Genomic DNA, 19,198 nt, shown 5'->3' with positions numbered 1-19,198 from the left:
TTAGGTTCCTTACACGGATGCATCACCATCAGTCAAGCTGACTTTCATACTGAACTGATGGTTTGAAGCACCCTTTGTTTACTTTCATTACCTGCTTACAACCGACCATATTTTCGTCTTAAGATGACTGGATGGCCAGGACCGTTTCCAGTATTACATTGACGCCTTTTTCACAATCTTCCCAACTAGTAAGTTCCTCTTCACAATGACTTTTACCGTTGATGCTTGGAACGAAAACCATGGCAGTAGGTATATAACTAGCTATAAACTGTGCATCATGTCCTGCACCGCTTACCATTCTTTTATAGGGTAGGTCTAGAAAATTGGTCGATTGCTCAAGCAAATTGCAAATGGATTTGTCGAACCAAACGGTATCCCTGTCCCACAATTTTTTCGCTTGGATGTCGCAGCCGTCTTCTGAACCTTTAGTTATAAGGCTTTTAATGACTTCCTCCACCTTTTCGATGACTTTGGAATCCTTATGTCTTGCCTCTAGCGAAAAAACCACTTTATTAGGGATCACCGTATGGATATTGGGAAACACATTCACCCTGCCCATCGTGAAAACCAAATCGTCATCAAGCATGCCTAGCTTCTGACGAGCCTCCATAATCAAGCTATTCGCAGTGAAGAAAGCATCTTTTCTCATATTCATTGGGGTGGTTCCTGCATGATCGGATTCGCCTGTAACTTCTATCTCATAGCACACCATACCAAGGACACATTCAACGACACCGATCGTGAGAGATTCACGTTCAAGAATGGGCCCTTGTTCAATATGCAACTCTAGAAATGCAGTCGCTTCTTTTAAACGAGACTCTATATCCCCTGCATATCCAATGGCATTCAAAGCACTCTTGAAAGTGGTTCCTTCACTATCCGTCTTTTGCAGCATGATGGATTTTTCGAATTTACCTGAAAGAACTCCCGACGACATCATGGAAGGTTCGAATCTGGCTCCCTCTTCGTTCGTAAAATTGACGATCATTACCGGAATTTTAGGTTGGATATTATTTTCGACCAGAGTCCGAACGACTTCCAAGCCAGCAGCTACACCCAAGATACCATCAAACCGACCGCCTTTTTTTACTGTATCCATATGTGATCCCATTACAATAGGAGGTTTATTTTCAAGTCCCGCCAAAGTAGCGTAAATATTCCCCATATCATCAACCTTAATTGTCATACCCAATTCTTTACAGCAAGCGCAAAAGTAATCACGGACTAATCGATCTTCTTCGGAAAGGGATAGCCTTGTGACTCCGTTGTTTTCTGTTCGTCCAAAATCAGCAAATTTCTCAAGCGTTCGACTCAGCCTCTCACCATTAATTAATAATTTTTGCTTTTTCATAGCGTATATCCCCCTTTTTTAATAACTTGCTAAATCCCACTTACGTTCGCTTAAGCCAAAAAAATGAAAGTGAAGGTCTTGTTGTTTTAGAGTAGTTACGCTAGATTATATTTCTACCAATGTTTCCCTATGATAAAGAATCTCCCCATTCAGAATCGTTGATTCAACTTTCAAATCCTTGATATTTTGGGAATCCACTTTCAATATACTATCATTCAATACTACTAGATCGGCCAGCTTACCTGCCTCCAGGCTGCCTTTGACATCTTCATCGAAACTCGCAAACGCGCCATTCCAAGTGTATAGTTTAATGGCTTCCAATACGCTAATCGATTGAACCGTACCTATTTTCGTACCTGACCTGCTTGTTCTATTAACTGCAACGTGTATGCCTAATAAAGGGTCGTGATCAGTAACAGGAGCATCGGAACCGCCTGCGGCCAAGATTCCATTATCAATAAACTCACGGGCGGCGTACATGTGGTTGACCCTATTACCGTAATGTTCAATATATATATCACCGAATTCATAAGGAAATGGGGGGTTGGGGATTGGGATGATTTCAAGTTCTTTCATCCTCATTTGTAAATCTGGAGAAGATATTCCGGCATGCTCGATCCTATGTCTATGATCTTTTCTTGGCGATTCATTCAAAGCCTTTTCCACGCAATTTAAATACATCTCTATCGCTTTGTCTCCTTGGGCATGGACTGTGATCTGATAGCCTTTTTTATGTGCTTGACCTAATACTTGATAGATTTCCTCTTCTTTATAATAAAGAATTCCGGAATAACCTGGATCACTCGAATAGGGCTTACGGGTAGCAATTGTCGGACCGGTACTGCTGCCATCCGTAAACAATTTAGCTGGTCCGATTTTGAATCTTTCGTCCCCAGTTCCGGTTATGACTCCCGAATCCACCATTTTATTTACAAATTCATGGGAATTATTCAATGAACCGACCATCGCATAGATTCGAACACGAATATCCTTATTTTTTATGGCCTGCTGCATTAAACGGAAACTTTCAGGACCATGGGCACCTGCTTCATGAATGCTTGTTATGCCTGCTGCTATGAAATGCTCAGATGCTATTTTCACTGCTTTCAACAGTTCACTCTCAGAATAACTTGCTCTGTCGGCCATTATCATATTTGCTGTTTCAATGAGTTTGCCTGTAATTCTTCCCTTCCTATCCTTTTCAATGATTCCTCCAGTTGGATTCTCTGAGTTCTCATCTATTCCGGCAATCTCTAACGCCCTGCTATTCACCACACTAATATGGCTGCATGTACGGGTTACAATAATGGGATGGTCCGTTGAAATAGCATCCAATTCCGCTATTGTAGGATAACGTTTTTCTTTCACAGCAGTCTCATTGAAGCCCCAGGCACGAATCCATTCACCTTTAGGGATTGTCGAAGCTTGCTTCTTCAGATCGACTAACAGATCTTCTACCGATTTGATATGTTCAGCTTTACAACTTACTGCCAATTGATTGACACCGTACAATATAAGATGAATATGAGAATCTATAAATCCAGGTAGTAATGACTTTCCCTGCAAATCAATCACATTTGTTTCATCACCGATAAATACCTTGATTTCCTGATTCGTTCCGACTGCCAAGATACGATCACCTTTAATAGCAAGGGCTTCTGCTACTTCATTTTTTTGATTTACGGTTATGACCTCGCCTTTTATGAACACAATATCTGCTTTCAAACAACACACCCCTTCCTTATTGGTCATACTCATTACCACTTCATCATCATTTACTGCCTTCCACTTTCACATATCGGAATATTCTGTTTTTAATAGATTCATTATATCCACACCAGTTAGTGAAATCATTAGACAAATAGTCAAAAATTCCATTGTTTTTTTATACCTTTTATATAATTATGTCTTATTTCCAATGGTTTGCTGGCCCAGTCGCTTAAAGGACAAAAAAAGGATAGATAGCTGCTGATATGCCTATCTATCCCTCCATTTTTCAATTTACAACCCATTCAATCTCCCGATAATGCCAATGGTCAAATACTGTTTGTTAGCATTAAAATCCCATGTCCAGTATCGAAGGCTTAATTCACTTTTTTCCACTCTTTCTATAAACGTTTTTACCCCTATCAATGCTGCCCCGTATCCCACGTTCGAGGCCAATGCAAAGATGGCATTCAGCCCTTCATTAATGGTATCCATATACTCAGGTTCGATTTTTAAGATATCGGACCATGTAATACAGAATCCTTTTTGCTGGGCACATTTAGATATAGAGTGATTCATTGTACGAACGATTTCATCCCTTAAATCTAAAATTCCATTTTTCAGCTCTTCTGCGTCTTTATTCTGATAGTGGTTTGCATGATCAGAAAGCAGTTCCTTGGCCCAATTATAAAATAGTTGGGTATAAATGGCGGAAGTTGCCACGATATCAAAATCATTATAATAATTAGCAAAAACCCTTTCAGAAAGCTGACCTAACCGATTCCCGGTATCCTTTAAATATTGAATAATTCCCTTTGCCGTTTCACCACGATTCAGCATGGAAGATAGGTGGCGATCAAAATCCACTTTATCGAGGCCTGTTACATCAATTGCAACAAGTTGAATTTTCTCACGGGTACGTTCAGGCAAATTCGCCGTACCCTTTTCCATACTTTCCATATCAATATCAAATAGATATATGGAGTTGCACTTAGTTGCCAGATATTCTAAATCCAAATCATCGCAATTGCCTGCACCAACGATAGCCACTTTATCAACGAACGCTTTTTTCGAAAATACGACATCGAATAAACCTGTAACTTGTAGACGATGCTGTTTCCAACGCAACTTTCTGTATTCATCCCGATTATGATTCATTTTTCTTTGATAGGTTTCCAAGTTGATCTCCCCCTTTGGGTATTAACCATTTAAATATTGTAACAAAGTATCCCGATATTTTGGAGGTAAGGTAATTTAGATTTCGCATAGTAAAATAAGCGGTAAAAATGTTAGAATAATATGGGAATTATTGAGAAATAGCAGAGATAACAGGAGGGTGTTCCTTGAGTAAAACAAAAAAGATTTTACTGGCTTTACTAGGTGTTTTTTTTATCATCTTGTCCGGTGTGATGCTTCTTATGTTTTCATTCACACAAAGTATGAAAGCAGATCCTGATGAGGAAAAGAAAGTCCGGGATCAAGCTGAACGATATTTAGAGAAAACTTTTGATGAAGGAACCGAAATATATGATGTCTTATACGATAATATGGGAAACTGGGGCCATTTTGAATACGCAGCTAAAGTGAAACATGAAAAATATGGGACTCAATTTCTAGTTTTCTTCAATGATGAAACAGGGGAAATGGAGGATACATTCCTATCTGAAAAATGGCAAGATGATGCAGAAAAAGAAATCCGGCCTTATGTTGAAAAAGAACTGGGTGACGTGTTGATATCCAAGGAACTGGGAGATATTACAGAGAATGAAGATTGGGAGGAGATTCAAGAAGAAATAGGCGATTATAATCAATTACTCTTGGTGTTTGATGAGGGTGTCGGGAAAGAATTGAAGATTGATCCGAATATACCGGCCAGCTATAAAGATTATGATGTTTCCCCAACCATACGGATTACCCTTTCACGTAAGAAACAGGACGCAGATGAAGACCGTTTTACCGCAGTCATCAATGCCTTAAAAAACGATAGAGTCCTTAAACATGGAAACATGATTGTAGAATATATCAGTACTAATGGTGTGCCGCTTGAAGATGAGGAATGGAGTGAAAAATTTTAAAACAATCATATAGTTTAACAGTAAGGTAAAGAGCAGCAATCCAGCCTGCCGCTCTTTATCCTGTTTTGTTTAATGGAAAACAAACCCTTCCATATGACTTTTAGCCCTGTCAAACTATCCAATTTTTTGGTCGGAAATATTTTTGATTCTTCTGATCGTCTTTTTTTTCATGCTATTTGCCGCTAGTACACAAACCATACTGAAGATGAATAAACAAAGAAAGAAGATCCAGGCTGCACGGTAGCTTTCTGTCAAATCATAGATTACACCCGAAACGATCACACCCAATGAGCCTGCCGCCACAAAAAAAACTTGCACTATGCCAAAGATGGAGCCGAAGTCCTTCTTTCCAAAGATATCATTTGTCATGAAGGGAGGCCCAAGAGTGGATATCACAATGCTAAAGCCAAAGGCGATGGCGAATAAGAATGCGAATGCCTGTGTCTTCGCTAACAATAGCGCTGCCATAGCAATCGTCATGCAGGCGCCTACATAAATGGCGCCGCCTGCCGTACCGTACTTATCCAAAACAGCTCCTAAAATCAATTTCCCAACCGTATTTGCCAAAGAAAGTATTCCAAAAATGGTGCCAGCAAAGATGGCTGGATGCCCTATATCTATCAAGTATGCCGGGATATGCATTTGCACCCCGCCAGCGACTAATGCAAAACAAACGATTCCAAGTACGAAAATCCAAAACATTGCTGTCTTCTTTGCTTCCCCCATCGTTAAGCCATTCTGTTCAGATTCCACATTAGTTTCGGCCATTTCCATTTTGTCAGAGCCCAATGGAACAAGGCCCTTTTCTGCGGGACTTTTCTTTGCAAATAGAAGAACCAAGGGTAATGTTAAGACAATTATCAGTATCCCTGCTATTACGTAGGCCGTTCTCCAACCATAATTTGAGATTAATTTTGTAATGATCGGACTGAGTACCGCTGCCCCAATTCCCGATCCCGCAAATGCCAAACCCATGGCCTTCCCTTTTTTCTCATAAAACCAATTGGTTAACATGATTGATATGGGAATATTGGAAAAGCCTGCAACACAGACGCCAATTACAAAGCCAATGATACTAAAATATACAGCTGAGTTTGCAAGCGAGTATGACATGAATCCTGCTCCGGCCATTACTACGCAAATTGACATGATCAATTTCATATTCCCTTTTGTGAGTAATTTACCCATGATCGGAGAAGCAACGGCCACTCCAAGGCCAGCAATGGAAAGTGCAATGGAAAAAGTGGTTCTGCTTATTCCTAGATCCTCTGTAACCGGGACCATGAACAAACTGTGCAGGGAATTTATTATCGAGAAACCGGCGAACATGATGAAAAAGCCACACAACACTACATACCATCCATAAAAAATGCCTTTAGAATCTTGTGCCATTTACAGAACCCCCAGTCCACTATTTACAGCAAATTCCGTGCTAATCTCATAAGAACTCATCCTATTTCCATATAAACGGTCTTTTCACGGGTATATTCAAGAATGGTATCCGTTCCAAATCCACTGCTTTTTTGGCCTCCAAATGGGAGTTCAGGCCCCACCCTGCGAAACAAGTTCACCCACACATTACCCGATTCCAGTTTGCGGACCATACGGTGTGCCCGATCCAAATTCGAGGTCCATACTCCAGCTCCTAAACCAAAATCACTGTCATTAGCTATGGTGATGGCTTCCTCTTCCGTATCAAAGGGGATAACGGTCGCTACCGGACCGAAGATTTCTTCTTGACAGATACGGAGAGAATTACTATTGACCTTGATCAATGTTGGCTCAACCCAATAGCCGTCAGCTAATTTGGGTTCATCAGGTAATAGGCTTACACCTCCATGACGGCCACCGATGATGATATCCCCTCCTTCCTTTTGGCCTAACTCTATATATGAGAGGACTTTTTCATATTGAGCAGCGTTAGCGATCGGTCCCATTGAAATGGCTGGATTCATTGGATCACCCAGTTGAATTTGCTGTTCCATCACTTCTTTCATCCTAATGATCATTTCATCGAATATGGACCTTTGAATTAGAATCCTCGATCCACCTACACATAGTTGGCCTGCGTTGCCGCTAAATATCCCAAAGTTTGTCACCCCTTGTGCTGCTTTTTCAAGGTTTGCATCCGCAAAGACTATGTTGGGCGATTTTCCGCCAAGTTCCAAAATCATGGGCTTAGGATTTCGTGCGGTCGTTTGTGCTATCGCCCTTGCCGTTCCTCCAGAACCTGTCAGACTGATTTTGTTCACATCTGGATGGCTTACTAGAGTATCTCCCACTTCCGCTCCAGTTCCTGATACGACATTGAGGATTCCTGGCGGGAGGATTTCATTAATCAGGTCTCCGTATCGTAATGAAGCGACAGAAGCCAATTCAGATGGTTTGATAATGACAGCATTTCCTGCCGCAATCGCATAAGCCGCTTTAATGGTAAAAGTGAAAAGCGGTGAGTTCCATGGAAGGATTCCTACTACTACCCCTAGAGGTTCCCTCAATGAATAACCTACACTTGAAGGTCCCAATTGGACGGTATCTCCCTTACTTCCAATAGCTGTAGCACCTGCTGCATCATACCAAAGGCTTGCTAAACTGGGAATTAGGCCGTGGCTCGTTTCCCTGATCACCCAACCATTGTCTCTTGATTCCAACTCAGCTAGCTCTTCACCATGCTTTACGACCAAGTCACCTATTTTCCTCAGGTAAGCTGCCCGGTCCATAGCTGGTCTCGAAGACCAATCGGCAAAAGCGCTCCGGGCTGCTTCTACCGCCGCTTCAGCATCTTGGGCCATACTGCAAGGAATGGTTGCCCAAACCCTGCCTGTTGACGGATCGTAGCTCTCAATCCGATTCCCGGAAGAAGCGGGAACGAGATCGCCATTAATCATATTCTGGTACTCTTTCACTTTATATGAAATTTCCAACCTTCATCTCCACCCTTCGGCTTAGTAAGACATGAATGTAACCCCTTCTGCTTTTCTACCAACCTAATGCCATAGCGGCCTGTTTGTAATATTGTTCAGTGCTTCCTAAATAATTCTCATAGAACCTTGCACGCTTAACAAAAAGGTGACAATCAATTTCCTCTGTAAACCCGATTCCACCATGAATTTGAATATTGTCTGACGAAATACGTATGAATGCTTTCGTGGCAAATATTCGTGCACAGGATATGGCTTGCACTCGATCTTCTGCACCGCTTTCCAATGCCCAGTTAGCATAATAAGCTAAAGATCTGGCTGTTTCGAGATCCATTTTCATATCGACGATACTATGTTTAATCGCTTGGAATCTCCCTATCGGCTGACCAAACTGTTCACGAATCTTCGCATACTCTGCTGCCATTTCCACCACTTTCTCCATACACCCGACTATTACTGCCGAGAGAGCCGCATTGAAAGAGAGTAATCCTTCTTGGATGGCATCCCACCCTTGATGCATCGATCCAAGTACCTGATCCATTGGAATTTCAACATCATTGAAAGCCAATGCTGCCAATTGTCGGGTTTCGTCAATGTTTTTCTGGCTTTCAAGCGTCAAATTCGTTTCATTTCGATCGACGATAAGTAATGTAATCCCTTCATTTCGGTTACCTTTGCCTGTGCGGACTAACACTATATAATGATCAGCCAACTCAGCATCGGGAACCATTGTTTTCACTCCGCTTAATATCAACCGACCGTTTAGGGATTTTGCCTCCAGGTTGATACCAGAAGGATCGTAACTTCCACCTGGTTCTAACCAAGCTAGCGAGAATGTTTTTGTACCAGCAGAAATTTCTGATAAATACCTACCTTTTTGTTCTTCAGTACCGAATTTCTCTAATAATGGCACAGCTAGTGCATTGGTTTCTAAGTATAAACCCGGGAATAAAGAACGGCCGGTTTCTTCAAGTACAGGTATTAAATCAAGGTGACCTAAGCCCATTCCCCCGTAATCTTCCGATATATTAATGCTTGTACATCCTAATTCGGCAAGCCCCGAAAATAAGGCCCTTAGAGATCCAGTTTCACCCTCTATGTATGCACGGGCCGTTTTTGTTTGCCCGGCACCATCTAAATATTTCCGGACATATCCGCGGAACATCTCTTGTTCTTGATTTAAAGAAAAATCCACCTTCATTCCCCCTTTTCAACTTAACGTCCCATATCTTTTGGTAGACCTAGAATTCTTTCCCCAATAGTGTTCTTTTGAATTTCGCTCGTTCCACCTCCAATTGTTTGTCCAAAAGAATAAAGATAATTATCCTGCCAATATGAGTTGGAGGTGATTGAATCTTCTTTCCACAGAATACCGTTATGTCCTTGTAATGAAATGGATTGGGACAACAGCTCTTTAGTAAGTTCACTTACCATCAATTTATCCATCGAACCTTCTGCACCAGGATGACCATTTTTTAATGTCTTAGTTAAATTACGATAATAGTTCAAAAGTGAACCGCGTGAGCGAGTATATAAATCTACCATTGTATGACGAACAAGCGGATTGTCCATCAATGGCTCTTCATCTTCCTTCAATTCTTTAGCTAACCCTACAAGTTCATTAAATTGTTGCTCCAATGTAAAAACTTGCGCTCCGATTCCCGTTCTTTCATGCATAAGCAATGCAATCGTAACTTTCCAGCCTTCATCTACCTCCCCAACTATTTCAGCATCGTATGCAATCGCATCATTCAGATAGACTTCATTAAAATCATGCTGACCATCCATTTGAATGATGGGCCTTGTTTCCACCCCCGGCTGATTCATATCCAATAGGAAAACCGTTATCCCTTTATGCTTTTTATCAAAACGATTCGTCCGAGCCAGTAAAAAGCATCGATCAGCTAAGTGGCCAAAGCTTGTCCAAACCTTCTGACCATTAATGATCCACCGATCTCCGTCCTTTACGGCGCTTGTTTGAATGGCGGATAAATCGGATCCAGCATTCGGTTCGGAATATCCTTGACACCATACTTCCTCCCCTGTGAGAATTTTTTGGATATATTTTGCTTTTTGTTCGTCCGTTCCAATCTGCATTAGAGTGGGTCCCACCATATGGATGCCTACATAATTCACAAGCGCCGGAGCCTTTACTCTAACCATTTCCTGTTGATAAACTATTTCCTCCATCAACGTCGCTTCTCGTCCGCCGTATTTTTTTGGCCAGGCAATCGCTGCCCAGCCTCCTTCATATAATTTCCTTTGCCAATTCCTGAGGAAAACGGCATACTCACCTTCATCTTTTGAAACATTACTGGTTCCTTCATGCCAACCTTCAGGTAAATTTCCTTCAAGCCACGCTCTCAATTCAAGACGGAATTCTTCTTCCTTGGTTGTAAACGAAAAATCCATAGATATCTTCCTCCTTTAATGCTTGCAAATTACACTTCTATGACTGAATCCATTGCGGCAGTGACCGTTCATCCGTAATTTCCTTCCAAACCATCTTAACTGGCATACCCATTTCAATATCTTCTGGTGAACAATGCAGAATATTTCCGATTAACTTGACCTGGGGCAGAGTATCTAATTCGACTATGGCAATTACAAGCGGTAAATCATCCTGGAATCCAGGTAAGAAGGGCCGATAGGAAACGATATATGAATAGACTTTACCGTTAATATCGCTGCCTTGGCTTTCCCAGCTAAGTTCCGAACTGCCACATTTTGCACAGCTCGGACCGGGAGGATGGGAATATTGATGACAGCAATTGCATTTTTGAAGAATCAGTTCATGACGATCTGCGCCATCCCAATATGGACTATTATCCTGTGTTTTTAGCGGAATAGGTTTTTGGTATTCCATTTTGTTCCCTCCTAATTTCTTAAAATCATGGCACCGGCCATATCCGGTCCAGCCCAGCCAGTACAGATTCCGATTTCACAATTTTCCACTTGCCGATCGGTTCCTTTGTATTCGTGACGAACTTGACGTACGATTTCCAATACGTTATTCATTCCATGTGTATATCCTTCCGATAGCATTCCTCCTGCTGTATTCGAAGGTAATTTCCCGCCGATCCGCAAGTTTCCTTCGGCTACAAAGTCACCGACCTCTCCGCGCGGTGCAAATCCATAAGCCTCCAACTGCCGAAGTACAACCCAGCTATAACAGTCATATATGGATGCAACGTCAATATCTTCAGGTTTCACTCCAGCCATTTTATATACTTCAGGCGCGACATAGTCAGCAGCCACTTCGGTTAAATCATTCCAATAATGTGCATGGGACACACACTGCCTAGCAGATAAACCCATGATGTATACCGGTCTGGACTTGCATCCTTCAGCACTTTCTGCTGAAGTGACAATGATTGCATTTGCTTCATCGGATTCCAGGCAGAAATCATGTTTTTTAAATGGATAGCTTAAATAGGGCGTTTTAAGATATTCCTCCATCGTTAATGGTTTACCATAAAAGTATGCTTTAGGATTCCTTTGAGCATGTTCGTAAAAAGCTAAACAGACATGCCCAAGATGTTCCTTTGTCAGCCCGGTTTCATGCATATGTCGCGTCGCAAAAAGTCCGAACCACTGAGCCGGACTGCCAGCACCGTAAGGAATGATGAAGCTTCCGCCTTCTATGGCTGTTTGAAGCATATTTACATCCCATCCGCCTCCGCCCATCCTCACGCCTGAGCGTCCATTCATGGAACGATAAATCAACACCGTATTCAATTGACCTGATTCGATTAATCCAACAGCGTCAGCTATCAGCATTTCGGTACTGCTTCCCCCGCCCAAAATATCCTTAACATATTTGGGACGGACCCCTAAATATGTTGCTAATTGATGAGATGTACAAGAATCGTTTTCCGAATAGCTCATGAACCCATCAATATCTTTCGCTTGAAGCCCAGCATCATTCAATGCAGCTCGAGCAGCGTCCAACGCCAAATGTAACGGGGTTGTACCGGAATTCTTAGAACGCTCACTTTCCCCTACACCGACAATGGCATAGCGATTTTTAATGCTTTCCATAATAAACCCTCCTACTATTGATAACTTGTAACCTTTATTTAATCCGTAAAACCACTTCACCTGAACCGACAACTTGTTCTGGTTCCTTTTCTGCAATAATGTCCAGCCTTACAAAGCGTTGACCTCTTTCTTCATACCAATTTTTAACGAAAGCAGAACACGTGATCCGATCTCCTGGTACGGTTACAGCACCAAATCTCATTTTAAAATTTGCCGGTACAGCTTGATCACCAGCCAGTTTCATTACATATTCACCGAGAAAGCCCATTACAAGCATCCCATGAGCAATCACACCCTGCATGCCAATCTCTTGTGCGAATGCATCATCGGTATGTAATGGATTAAAATCCCCTGAAGCTCCGGCATATTTAACAAGTTGTACCTTGGTTACAGGTGGCTTGAAGAGAGATTCAAGTCTTTGACCTTCATGTAAACTTTCATAGTTCAACATCCCTGATTCCTCCTGTTTTCAGTTTGCTGGAATTTGATATTGATACTTTAATGCCATTAATTATCATCATGTTTTTTCAGACAGGAGCGTGATCACTCCTAATGGGCCGATAGATGATATTTGTTCGGCTTATGACCACCATTTCACCTGACTCATCTTTCATTTCTGTATCAAGTACCAAGAACTGCATCTTTCCTTTTCTTCCTTCCCGTTCGTATACATTTGATACTTTCATCTGACAATGCAATCTATCACCTGGCCTAATGGGGCGGGAATAAATAAACTCCTGTTCACCATGCAGCATTCTCTTTTGTTCGAGGCCCAAGTCAAGGCTTTCGCCGCTATCCTGACCAATGGCAATCGGGAAGGTTGGCGGTGCTATAATGCCACCATATGAAGTTTTCGCAGCATATTCTTCATCCACATATAAGGGATTAAAATCACCAATTGCCTCAGCAAATTGGCGGATATGCCTCTTTTCGACTTCAAATATAAATTCAGCTCCTGTTAATCCGGTCAAATGATCAAGTTCCATTTGCTCTCTACCCCCTAATAACGGTTTTATCATCCACATTATTTTTTACAACAATCATGGCATCAGCGGCCTTGATTCCATTTTCATAGACCAGCAATGGATTAATATCCAATTCGTCAATGGAATGTTTATAATCTGTAACTATAGAGGAAACCTTTAATAACACATCAATGATGGCTTCAATATCAACCGGTGCTTTCCCGCGTGCTCCCATTAAAATGTCCTTGCCCTTGATTTCTTCAATCATTTCAAGTGCATCTTGCCTTGACAGTGGAGCAATTCTAAACGAAATATCTTTGTAGATCTCAACGAATATTCCCCCTAGACCAAACATGATAACCGGTCCAAATACAGGATCATCACTTGCACCAACAATGATCTCCACTCCATCAGGTAACATTTCCTGAACGGAAATGCCGTTTATTGTAGCTTCAGGTTTATAATTTAGTGCATTCCGCTTAATATCTGTAAAAGCTTTCCTGACCTCAAGATCGGTCTTTACATTCAATCGAATGGCATCAGCTTCCGTCTTATGTGGTATATCCGGTGAATCGACCTTTAACACAACCGGATAACCGATACTGTTAGCGATTTGTACTGCATCGTTTTCATTTGCAGCTATAACACGCTTCGTGGTAGCAATCCTGTATCTTTCCAAAACCATACTAGCTTCGGATTCACTTAAAGCAGTACCGGGCTTCAGCATGTCCTGTAAGTTTTGTTTCTCTATTTTCTTTGTACTATTGGAAACTTGATTTTCAAGATTTTTTCGATAAAATTCACTGTATTCAACTAGTTTCGCCAGCCCTCTTATCGGATTAAGGTTCCCAGGGATCACCGGTATGCCATTTTTCACGAGCTCATCGGTACCAAGGGGAAGGGTCATGCCGTCTAATGGAAAAGTGGTAATGAAAACAAATTTATCTGAGCTTGTACAAATTTCAATAAACTCTTGAAGTAAAGGGTGCTCGGCAGTCCAATTAAAGGGAAACTCAGTAAAAATGATGTTATCGACATCCGGATCTTCTACAAGTGCCCTCAATGGTGCAAGAAATAACTCAGGATTGGAAACAGATGCGGCCGCTGTTAAATCCACAGGGTTGGAAGCGCTTGCATATTCGGGTATATTACGTTTGATTTCTGTTATTGTCTTTGAGCTCAGTGGGTTGATGGTAAGTCCGTATGATTCACAGCGATCCGCTTCATTTATTCCCCTCCCGCCTGAACTGGTGATAATAACCGTATTGCGTCCATTTGGAAGCTTCTTTGATAGGAATAGCTTTGAAAAAGATATGATATCTTCATAATCATCGGCCCTTACGATGCCAGCCTGCTTAAAAAAGGCATCATATACTTGATCCGATCCCGCAAGTGAACCTGTATGTGAAGCAGCAGCTCTGCTTCCAGCCTTGCTCCTTCCGGTTTTCATGACAATTATGGGTTTATTTCTATCCAATGCCTCTTTTGCCAGGCTTCGTAATTTTTCCGGGTTTTTTGCACCTTCCAAGTAGCCGCTTATCACACTTGTTTTTGAATCATGGATCATATATTCAATGACATCCGAGAATTCAGTTTCCATTTCATTTCCTACACTCACGAAATAATTGAAACTCAATCCATTCTGAGCTGCTGCCATATAAGTCAAAACACCAAACGCACCGCTTTGGGAGACATATCCTACCCCTCTTTGGTCATTTATTGGCACTGATTGAATGGCAGGGGAAAAAGTGCCAATCAAGCCATTCGACAAATTCACTAATCCAACACAGTTGGGACCCACTATCCGTATTCCATTCTTTCTTGCAATATCTGTTAACAATTCCTGTTGCTTGATGCCTTCTTTTCCTGTTTCAGAAAAACCAGCAGCAAAAATGATGGCTGCTTTCACTTTCTTTCGTGCACATTCCTCTAATCCTTGCTGCACCTGATTCGCCCCAAGGCAAAAAATGGCTAAATCAATTTCATTCGGAACATCGGACAAAGATTCATAGCACTTAATCCCTTCAATCTCTTTTGCTTTACGGTTGATTGGGTAAATCTCCCCATTAAATTGACCATCCAAAAGGGCTTTGACCTGTAAATTCCCGATTTTGTATTCACTCTTGGAGGCACCTAGGATTGCGATGGATCTTGGATTGAATAACGGCTCAAGCGTTTCATGAGAATTGTTTGAATGTTTATTTTCTATCATGAATCTTCCCCCCTACTTAAAAAAGATATCTTTGAACTAATCTTACATGGAGGGGGTTAATATTCTAGAAATTGATAGTTTGTTAAATTCATTTAAAACATTAGGAAGTTAATTATTTTTAAAAGGCGAAATTTCTCATATACAGCAGGGTCAAAAGAATAGAATGAAAAATATGTGTTCTTGATGACCCCGACTTCTTACATTCATAGCCCCGACATTGGAACAAGATAAACGCCAATACTTTTTATGTATATGGCAACACAAACAACCCTCCTCCTGATAAAGGAATAGGGTTAATTTGTTCATGATCAATTAATATGTTCCTGTTTTTCCAGCCATTTCTTCATTTTCGTTTGAATTTTGGAGGATGGAATTTTCATCCCTCTCTCAATGTTACTGACATATGGGGCTGATATCTCCAGTTCTTCTGCTAATTGATATAAAGAGAGGTTGAGTTTTTTTCTTGTGATTCTTATTTGCTCACCAATATGATCGCTGCTCTTCAGGTTAGCCTGGTCTTGCTTTGCAAGACGATTGCCAGTGTGTGATTTTTGTTTCTTTTCTATGGAGCAATATTGCTCTTTTATGATATCAGGCGGTTCTATTAATATCATCGAATTCAGCCAAATACTGGCCCATCCTTTATAATCGGCTATGGATTCATCCCACTTTTCATAATGCCATGATGCAATTACGCCATCATCCAGTAGAACATCCAAAGCTTTCTCGAAACGTTCCCTAGTTCGGGATGGTGTTCGGTCATTTAATTTTTCACCGATCGATTCCAATAGGGTACTGGTTTTATTCGGCTGTAAAAAGTCTCCTTTTCTTGCTTGGGTCCTCCAACGCCAGCTTAGATATCTTGTAAGCCGTTTTTCCCGAAGTTGCCTATATGGATTATATTGAAGTGCTTTTATTGAAAGTAGGGCAACTTGCCGTGCAGAACCATTAAGATATTTGGCGAAAACCTTATCGATCGTGAACGTTATCTTTTTCCTGTCTGCTTCTTCTGATATATCATATTCAACGCCATTACGATCTTTAAAGATAAACGTCCTCCCTTGTAGTTTTGTCTGAACAGGCTTACCTTTTTCATAGATGGTAGCTTTGTTAATGTTAATCCATATGCTTTGTATATTTGTAAGCGATTTCAAAATTTGAGCACGCTGTTTGGCCTCGTAACCACCTCGACGCCCAAACCCACCAAGTTTTGGCTTTAATCCTCGAATTGAAAGGAGGTCATTTAAATAAATTTCCACTGTTTCCTCATTATGAGCAGCCTTTGACAGGAAAAGGCTGCAAAGAGCATCAAAAACATCTACATCCACATCAGATAAAGAGTGGACTCGGTTCCAAGCTTCTTTCACATTCGTCTGCCCATAGGTTATATGATCGTTACCAAAAGGGATTATTTGTATGAAGCCTTCTGTATTACCCTTTAATATTGGGGTTGCAGGGTAAGGAATGTTTCCAATGATTTCGAAATTTTTTTTATAAATTGCATCTCTAACTGACTGATATGGAGCACTATTCATAACAAGCAAATGATCTTGGACGGTAAAGTTGAAAGTAAAATCCCTCATTGTGGATAATAATAAATCTGATGTCTGAAAATCCCTCTTAAAACATAGCAGGTTTTCTATCTTTTCGATCGTATTGTTTTCGATATTAAATTCACTCATGATTTTATCGATCCACTCTTTAATATATTCATTAACGATATCTGTTACTCTCGATAAAAATCCAGTGTTTTCAGTAAAATGTTTTGTGAGATGCTCGTAAAATAACTTATTTAATGCTTGATCATCAAGTCTTTCCATTTCATTAAAGCCTATTGATAAGGCTATTTCTTCAAGGACCCATTCTTTTACTAGCAGTCTAAACCAGCTGTAAAATTCCTCCCAAACCGATCTCTCTGCCAAAAAAGTTTCATTTTTTAATTTTTTTTCCATTTGGTAAATTGAATCTTCCATTAAATGTTTTTCTTTTAAAACAGCATGATTTTTTGTAGAAACCCTTTCATATTCACTTAATAGATAGAATACGACATGTTGGGCAATATGTGACAATGTTTCGTTTCTCGCCGTTAACCTCAGTTTGGCAAATAGCTCTTCATTCTCTTTATATGCTTGTTCCCAAATAACAAAACTTTTATTGTTCAATCCATCTTTAAAGGTTAGAAACCCCTTCGAATTTTTTAATTTGTGTGTTTTGAATTTATTATTGAAATCATGATATTGACTGTTTTGCTCATATATGCAAAGAACCAAAAAATTATTAATTTTGCTTGACCAGCGGTTCGATAAATACTTAAGGCTCTCATTCTTTTGGTTCGGTTCCATTTTTCCACTCTGTCTATCATTGCTATTCAACATGAATACCTCCTAGTTCAAACTGCGTCTAAATACAAAGTACTCAGTGTGTTTAGATGAAAAAAAGTCGTGATATTCTAACTGCAATTAAAATATTTTTAGTTTTTTTTTATATATTCCATATAAAAATGAAAAATCCTTCCATACATTATAGGTGTAACGGCCCCATTTCCTGAATAAATGTATCTAGTAAATTATATTCAATATCTTCTGAATCACCCTTGGCGAAAGATTCTGATTGGCAGCGCTATCACTTCCATTCCTGGAATAAAAATCTCAACAATTGCAGTTTTTACAAGGAATCACCCATTGTCACTAATACCCCTTAAGGTATAATATTATGTTCATAAAAAATCAATAATAGGAATTTTAACCCAGGACCTTTACCCTTTTCTCAATCGTATAAATATTCAAAAAAATGTCGAGTTGAGTCATCACTCCTTTTACCCTTATACTAGGGAAGAAAAATCGAAGGAGGAATTACATATGAAGAAGGAAATTTCAATTATTGGTGTGCCGATGGATCTTGGTCAAACTAGAAGAGGAGTAGATATGGGGCCTAGTGCCATTAGATATGCAGGGTTGAGTGAAAGACTTGAAAACATTGGCTATACTGTCCGTGATGAAGGTGATATTAAAGTAGAAATACAGGAAAGAGCACAAAGTGATAGTGACACAAATTTAAAGAATCTGCAGGACGTAGCAGAAGGTAATGAAAAATTGAGTCAAAAAGTGGATGAAGTCATCCAAGCAGATCGTTTTCCTTTAGTTTTAGGTGGAGATCACAGCATTGCTATCGGGACATTAGCCGGTTTAGCGAAGCATTCTGAAAACTTAGGGGTAATATGGTATGATGCACATGGAGATTTAAATACTGCCGAAACATCCCCATCAGGAAACATACATGGTATGTCCCTAGCGGTAAGTTTGGGCCTTGGCCACCCTGCACTGACTAAAATTGGCGGATATTCTCCAAAAGTCAAACCAGAGAACATTGTCATCATTGGTGCCCGTTCTTTAGACCAAGGTGAAAAAGAGTTAATCAGGGAAAAAGGAATTAAAGTCTATACTATGCATGAGATTGATAGAATGGGTATGACAAAAGTGATGGAAGAATCGATTGCCTACCTGAAAGAACGTACGGACCTTGTCCATTTATCACTTGATCTTGATGGTCTTGATCCAGATGATGCACCAGGTGTAGGAACGCCTGTAATGGGAGGTATTAGTTACCGCGAAAGCCATCTTGCCATGGAAATGCTAGCTGAAGCTAATATCATTACATCAGCAGAGTTTGTTGAGATAAACCCAATATTGGACGAGCATAATAAAACGGCTGAAGTTGCTGTCGCATTAATGGGCTCATTACTTGGGGAAAAATTATTATATGGAGCGGAAGATCATATCACTCCTGATTTATTGGCTCATGTTAAATAATCGGACTCTATGATTTTGATAGAAATATAGAGAGTTCGTTAAAGTGATGCTCCATAGGGAAAAGCCCATACTTCTTTTATGAGCTTCTTCCCATTGGCGGATGATCGACATGAATCA

The 19,198-nt window shown here is 40.5% G+C and carries 15 protein-coding genes; 2 read left to right on the top strand and 13 right to left on the bottom strand.

Features of this window, described 5'->3' with window-relative positions:
• Positions 1–118 precede the first annotated feature (118 nt).
• The 3 genes from ACIROD_RS18455 to ACIROD_RS18445 all read right to left on the bottom strand — a co-directional run bounded on the left by ACIROD_RS18455 (position 119) and on the right by ACIROD_RS18445 (position 4,237).
• Positions 119–1,351 carry a Zn-dependent hydrolase gene (locus ACIROD_RS18455; protein WP_402942775.1) on the bottom strand — a complete coding sequence of 411 codons (1,233 nt, stop codon included), beginning with the start codon at positions 1,349–1,351 and terminating at the stop codon, positions 119–121.
• A gap of 105 nt (positions 1,352–1,456) precedes the next feature.
• Positions 1,457–3,076, bottom strand: a complete 1,620-nt coding sequence (locus ACIROD_RS18450) for an amidohydrolase (RefSeq protein WP_402942772.1) — start codon at positions 3,074–3,076, stop codon at positions 1,457–1,459.
• 276 nt (positions 3,077–3,352) lie between these two features.
• A complete protein-coding gene (locus tag ACIROD_RS18445; protein ID WP_402942770.1) occupies positions 3,353–4,237 on the bottom strand; it encodes a hypothetical protein in 885 nt (294 codons plus the stop codon).
• Positions 4,238–4,401: 164 nt separating this feature from the next.
• Between ACIROD_RS18445 and ACIROD_RS18440 the strand changes: the two genes are divergently transcribed.
• Complete coding sequence (locus ACIROD_RS18440; protein WP_402942767.1) at positions 4,402–5,133, top strand: hypothetical protein; 732 nt, start codon at positions 4,402–4,404, stop codon at positions 5,131–5,133.
• Between the two features lie 114 nt (positions 5,134–5,247).
• Here ACIROD_RS18440 and ACIROD_RS18435 read toward each other — a convergent pair whose 3' ends face one another.
• The 10 genes from ACIROD_RS18435 to ACIROD_RS18390 form a co-directional block, all read right to left on the bottom strand.
• On the bottom strand, positions 5,248–6,525 hold the full coding sequence (locus tag ACIROD_RS18435) for an MFS transporter (protein ID WP_402942764.1): 1,278 nt from the start codon (positions 6,523–6,525) through the stop codon (positions 5,248–5,250).
• 56 nt (positions 6,526–6,581) lie between these two features.
• Positions 6,582–8,057, bottom strand: a complete 1,476-nt coding sequence (locus ACIROD_RS18430) for an aldehyde dehydrogenase family protein (RefSeq protein ID WP_402942761.1) — start codon at positions 8,055–8,057, stop codon at positions 6,582–6,584.
• 55 nt (positions 8,058–8,112) lie between these two features.
• Positions 8,113–9,255: an acyl-CoA dehydrogenase family protein gene (locus ACIROD_RS18425; RefSeq protein WP_402942759.1), complete on the bottom strand. Its 1,143-nt coding sequence runs from the start codon at positions 9,253–9,255 to the stop codon at positions 8,113–8,115.
• Positions 9,256–9,269: 14 nt separating this feature from the next.
• Positions 9,270–10,466, bottom strand: coding sequence for an acyl-CoA dehydrogenase family protein (locus ACIROD_RS18420; RefSeq protein WP_402942756.1), 1,197 nt, complete (start codon positions 10,464–10,466; stop codon positions 9,270–9,272).
• A 37-nt stretch (positions 10,467–10,503) separates the two neighbouring features.
• Positions 10,504–10,920: a Zn-ribbon domain-containing OB-fold protein gene (locus tag ACIROD_RS18415; RefSeq protein WP_063593503.1), complete on the bottom strand. Its 417-nt coding sequence runs from the start codon at positions 10,918–10,920 to the stop codon at positions 10,504–10,506.
• A gap of 11 nt (positions 10,921–10,931) precedes the next feature.
• Positions 10,932–12,095 carry a thiolase C-terminal domain-containing protein gene (locus ACIROD_RS18410; protein WP_402942753.1) on the bottom strand — a complete coding sequence of 388 codons (1,164 nt, stop codon included), beginning with the start codon at positions 12,093–12,095 and terminating at the stop codon, positions 10,932–10,934.
• 34 nt (positions 12,096–12,129) lie between these two features.
• Positions 12,130–12,546 (bottom strand): MaoC/PaaZ C-terminal domain-containing protein, encoded by a 417-nt coding sequence (locus ACIROD_RS18405; RefSeq protein WP_402942750.1) that lies wholly within the window; start codon positions 12,544–12,546, stop codon positions 12,130–12,132.
• Positions 12,547–12,622: 76 nt separating this feature from the next.
• Positions 12,623–13,081 carry a MaoC family dehydratase N-terminal domain-containing protein gene (locus tag ACIROD_RS18400; protein WP_063593500.1) on the bottom strand — a complete coding sequence of 153 codons (459 nt, stop codon included), beginning with the start codon at positions 13,079–13,081 and terminating at the stop codon, positions 12,623–12,625.
• A 7-nt stretch (positions 13,082–13,088) separates the two neighbouring features.
• On the bottom strand, positions 13,089–15,272 hold the full coding sequence (locus ACIROD_RS18395; RefSeq protein WP_402942747.1) for an acetate--CoA ligase family protein: 2,184 nt from the start codon (positions 15,270–15,272) through the stop codon (positions 13,089–13,091).
• Between the two features lie 308 nt (positions 15,273–15,580).
• Entirely contained in the window at positions 15,581–17,644 is a 2,064-nt protein-coding gene (locus ACIROD_RS18390) for a helix-turn-helix domain-containing protein (RefSeq protein ID WP_402942744.1), read from the bottom strand.
• A gap of 486 nt (positions 17,645–18,130) precedes the next feature.
• On the opposite strand from ACIROD_RS18390, the gene rocF reads away from it, so the two are divergent.
• Positions 18,131–19,081 carry an arginase gene (gene rocF / locus ACIROD_RS18385; protein WP_402942742.1) on the top strand — a complete coding sequence of 317 codons (951 nt, stop codon included), beginning with the start codon at positions 18,131–18,133 and terminating at the stop codon, positions 19,079–19,081.
• The last annotated feature ends 117 nt before the right edge of the window (positions 19,082–19,198 follow it).

The organism is Peribacillus sp. NPDC101481 (genome assembly GCF_044767165.1).
Classification (GTDB): domain Bacteria; phylum Bacillota; class Bacilli; order Bacillales; family DSM-1321; genus Peribacillus.
Note: the sequence above shows the minus strand (reverse complement) of the source record. Positions and strands in the feature narration are given on the sequence as shown.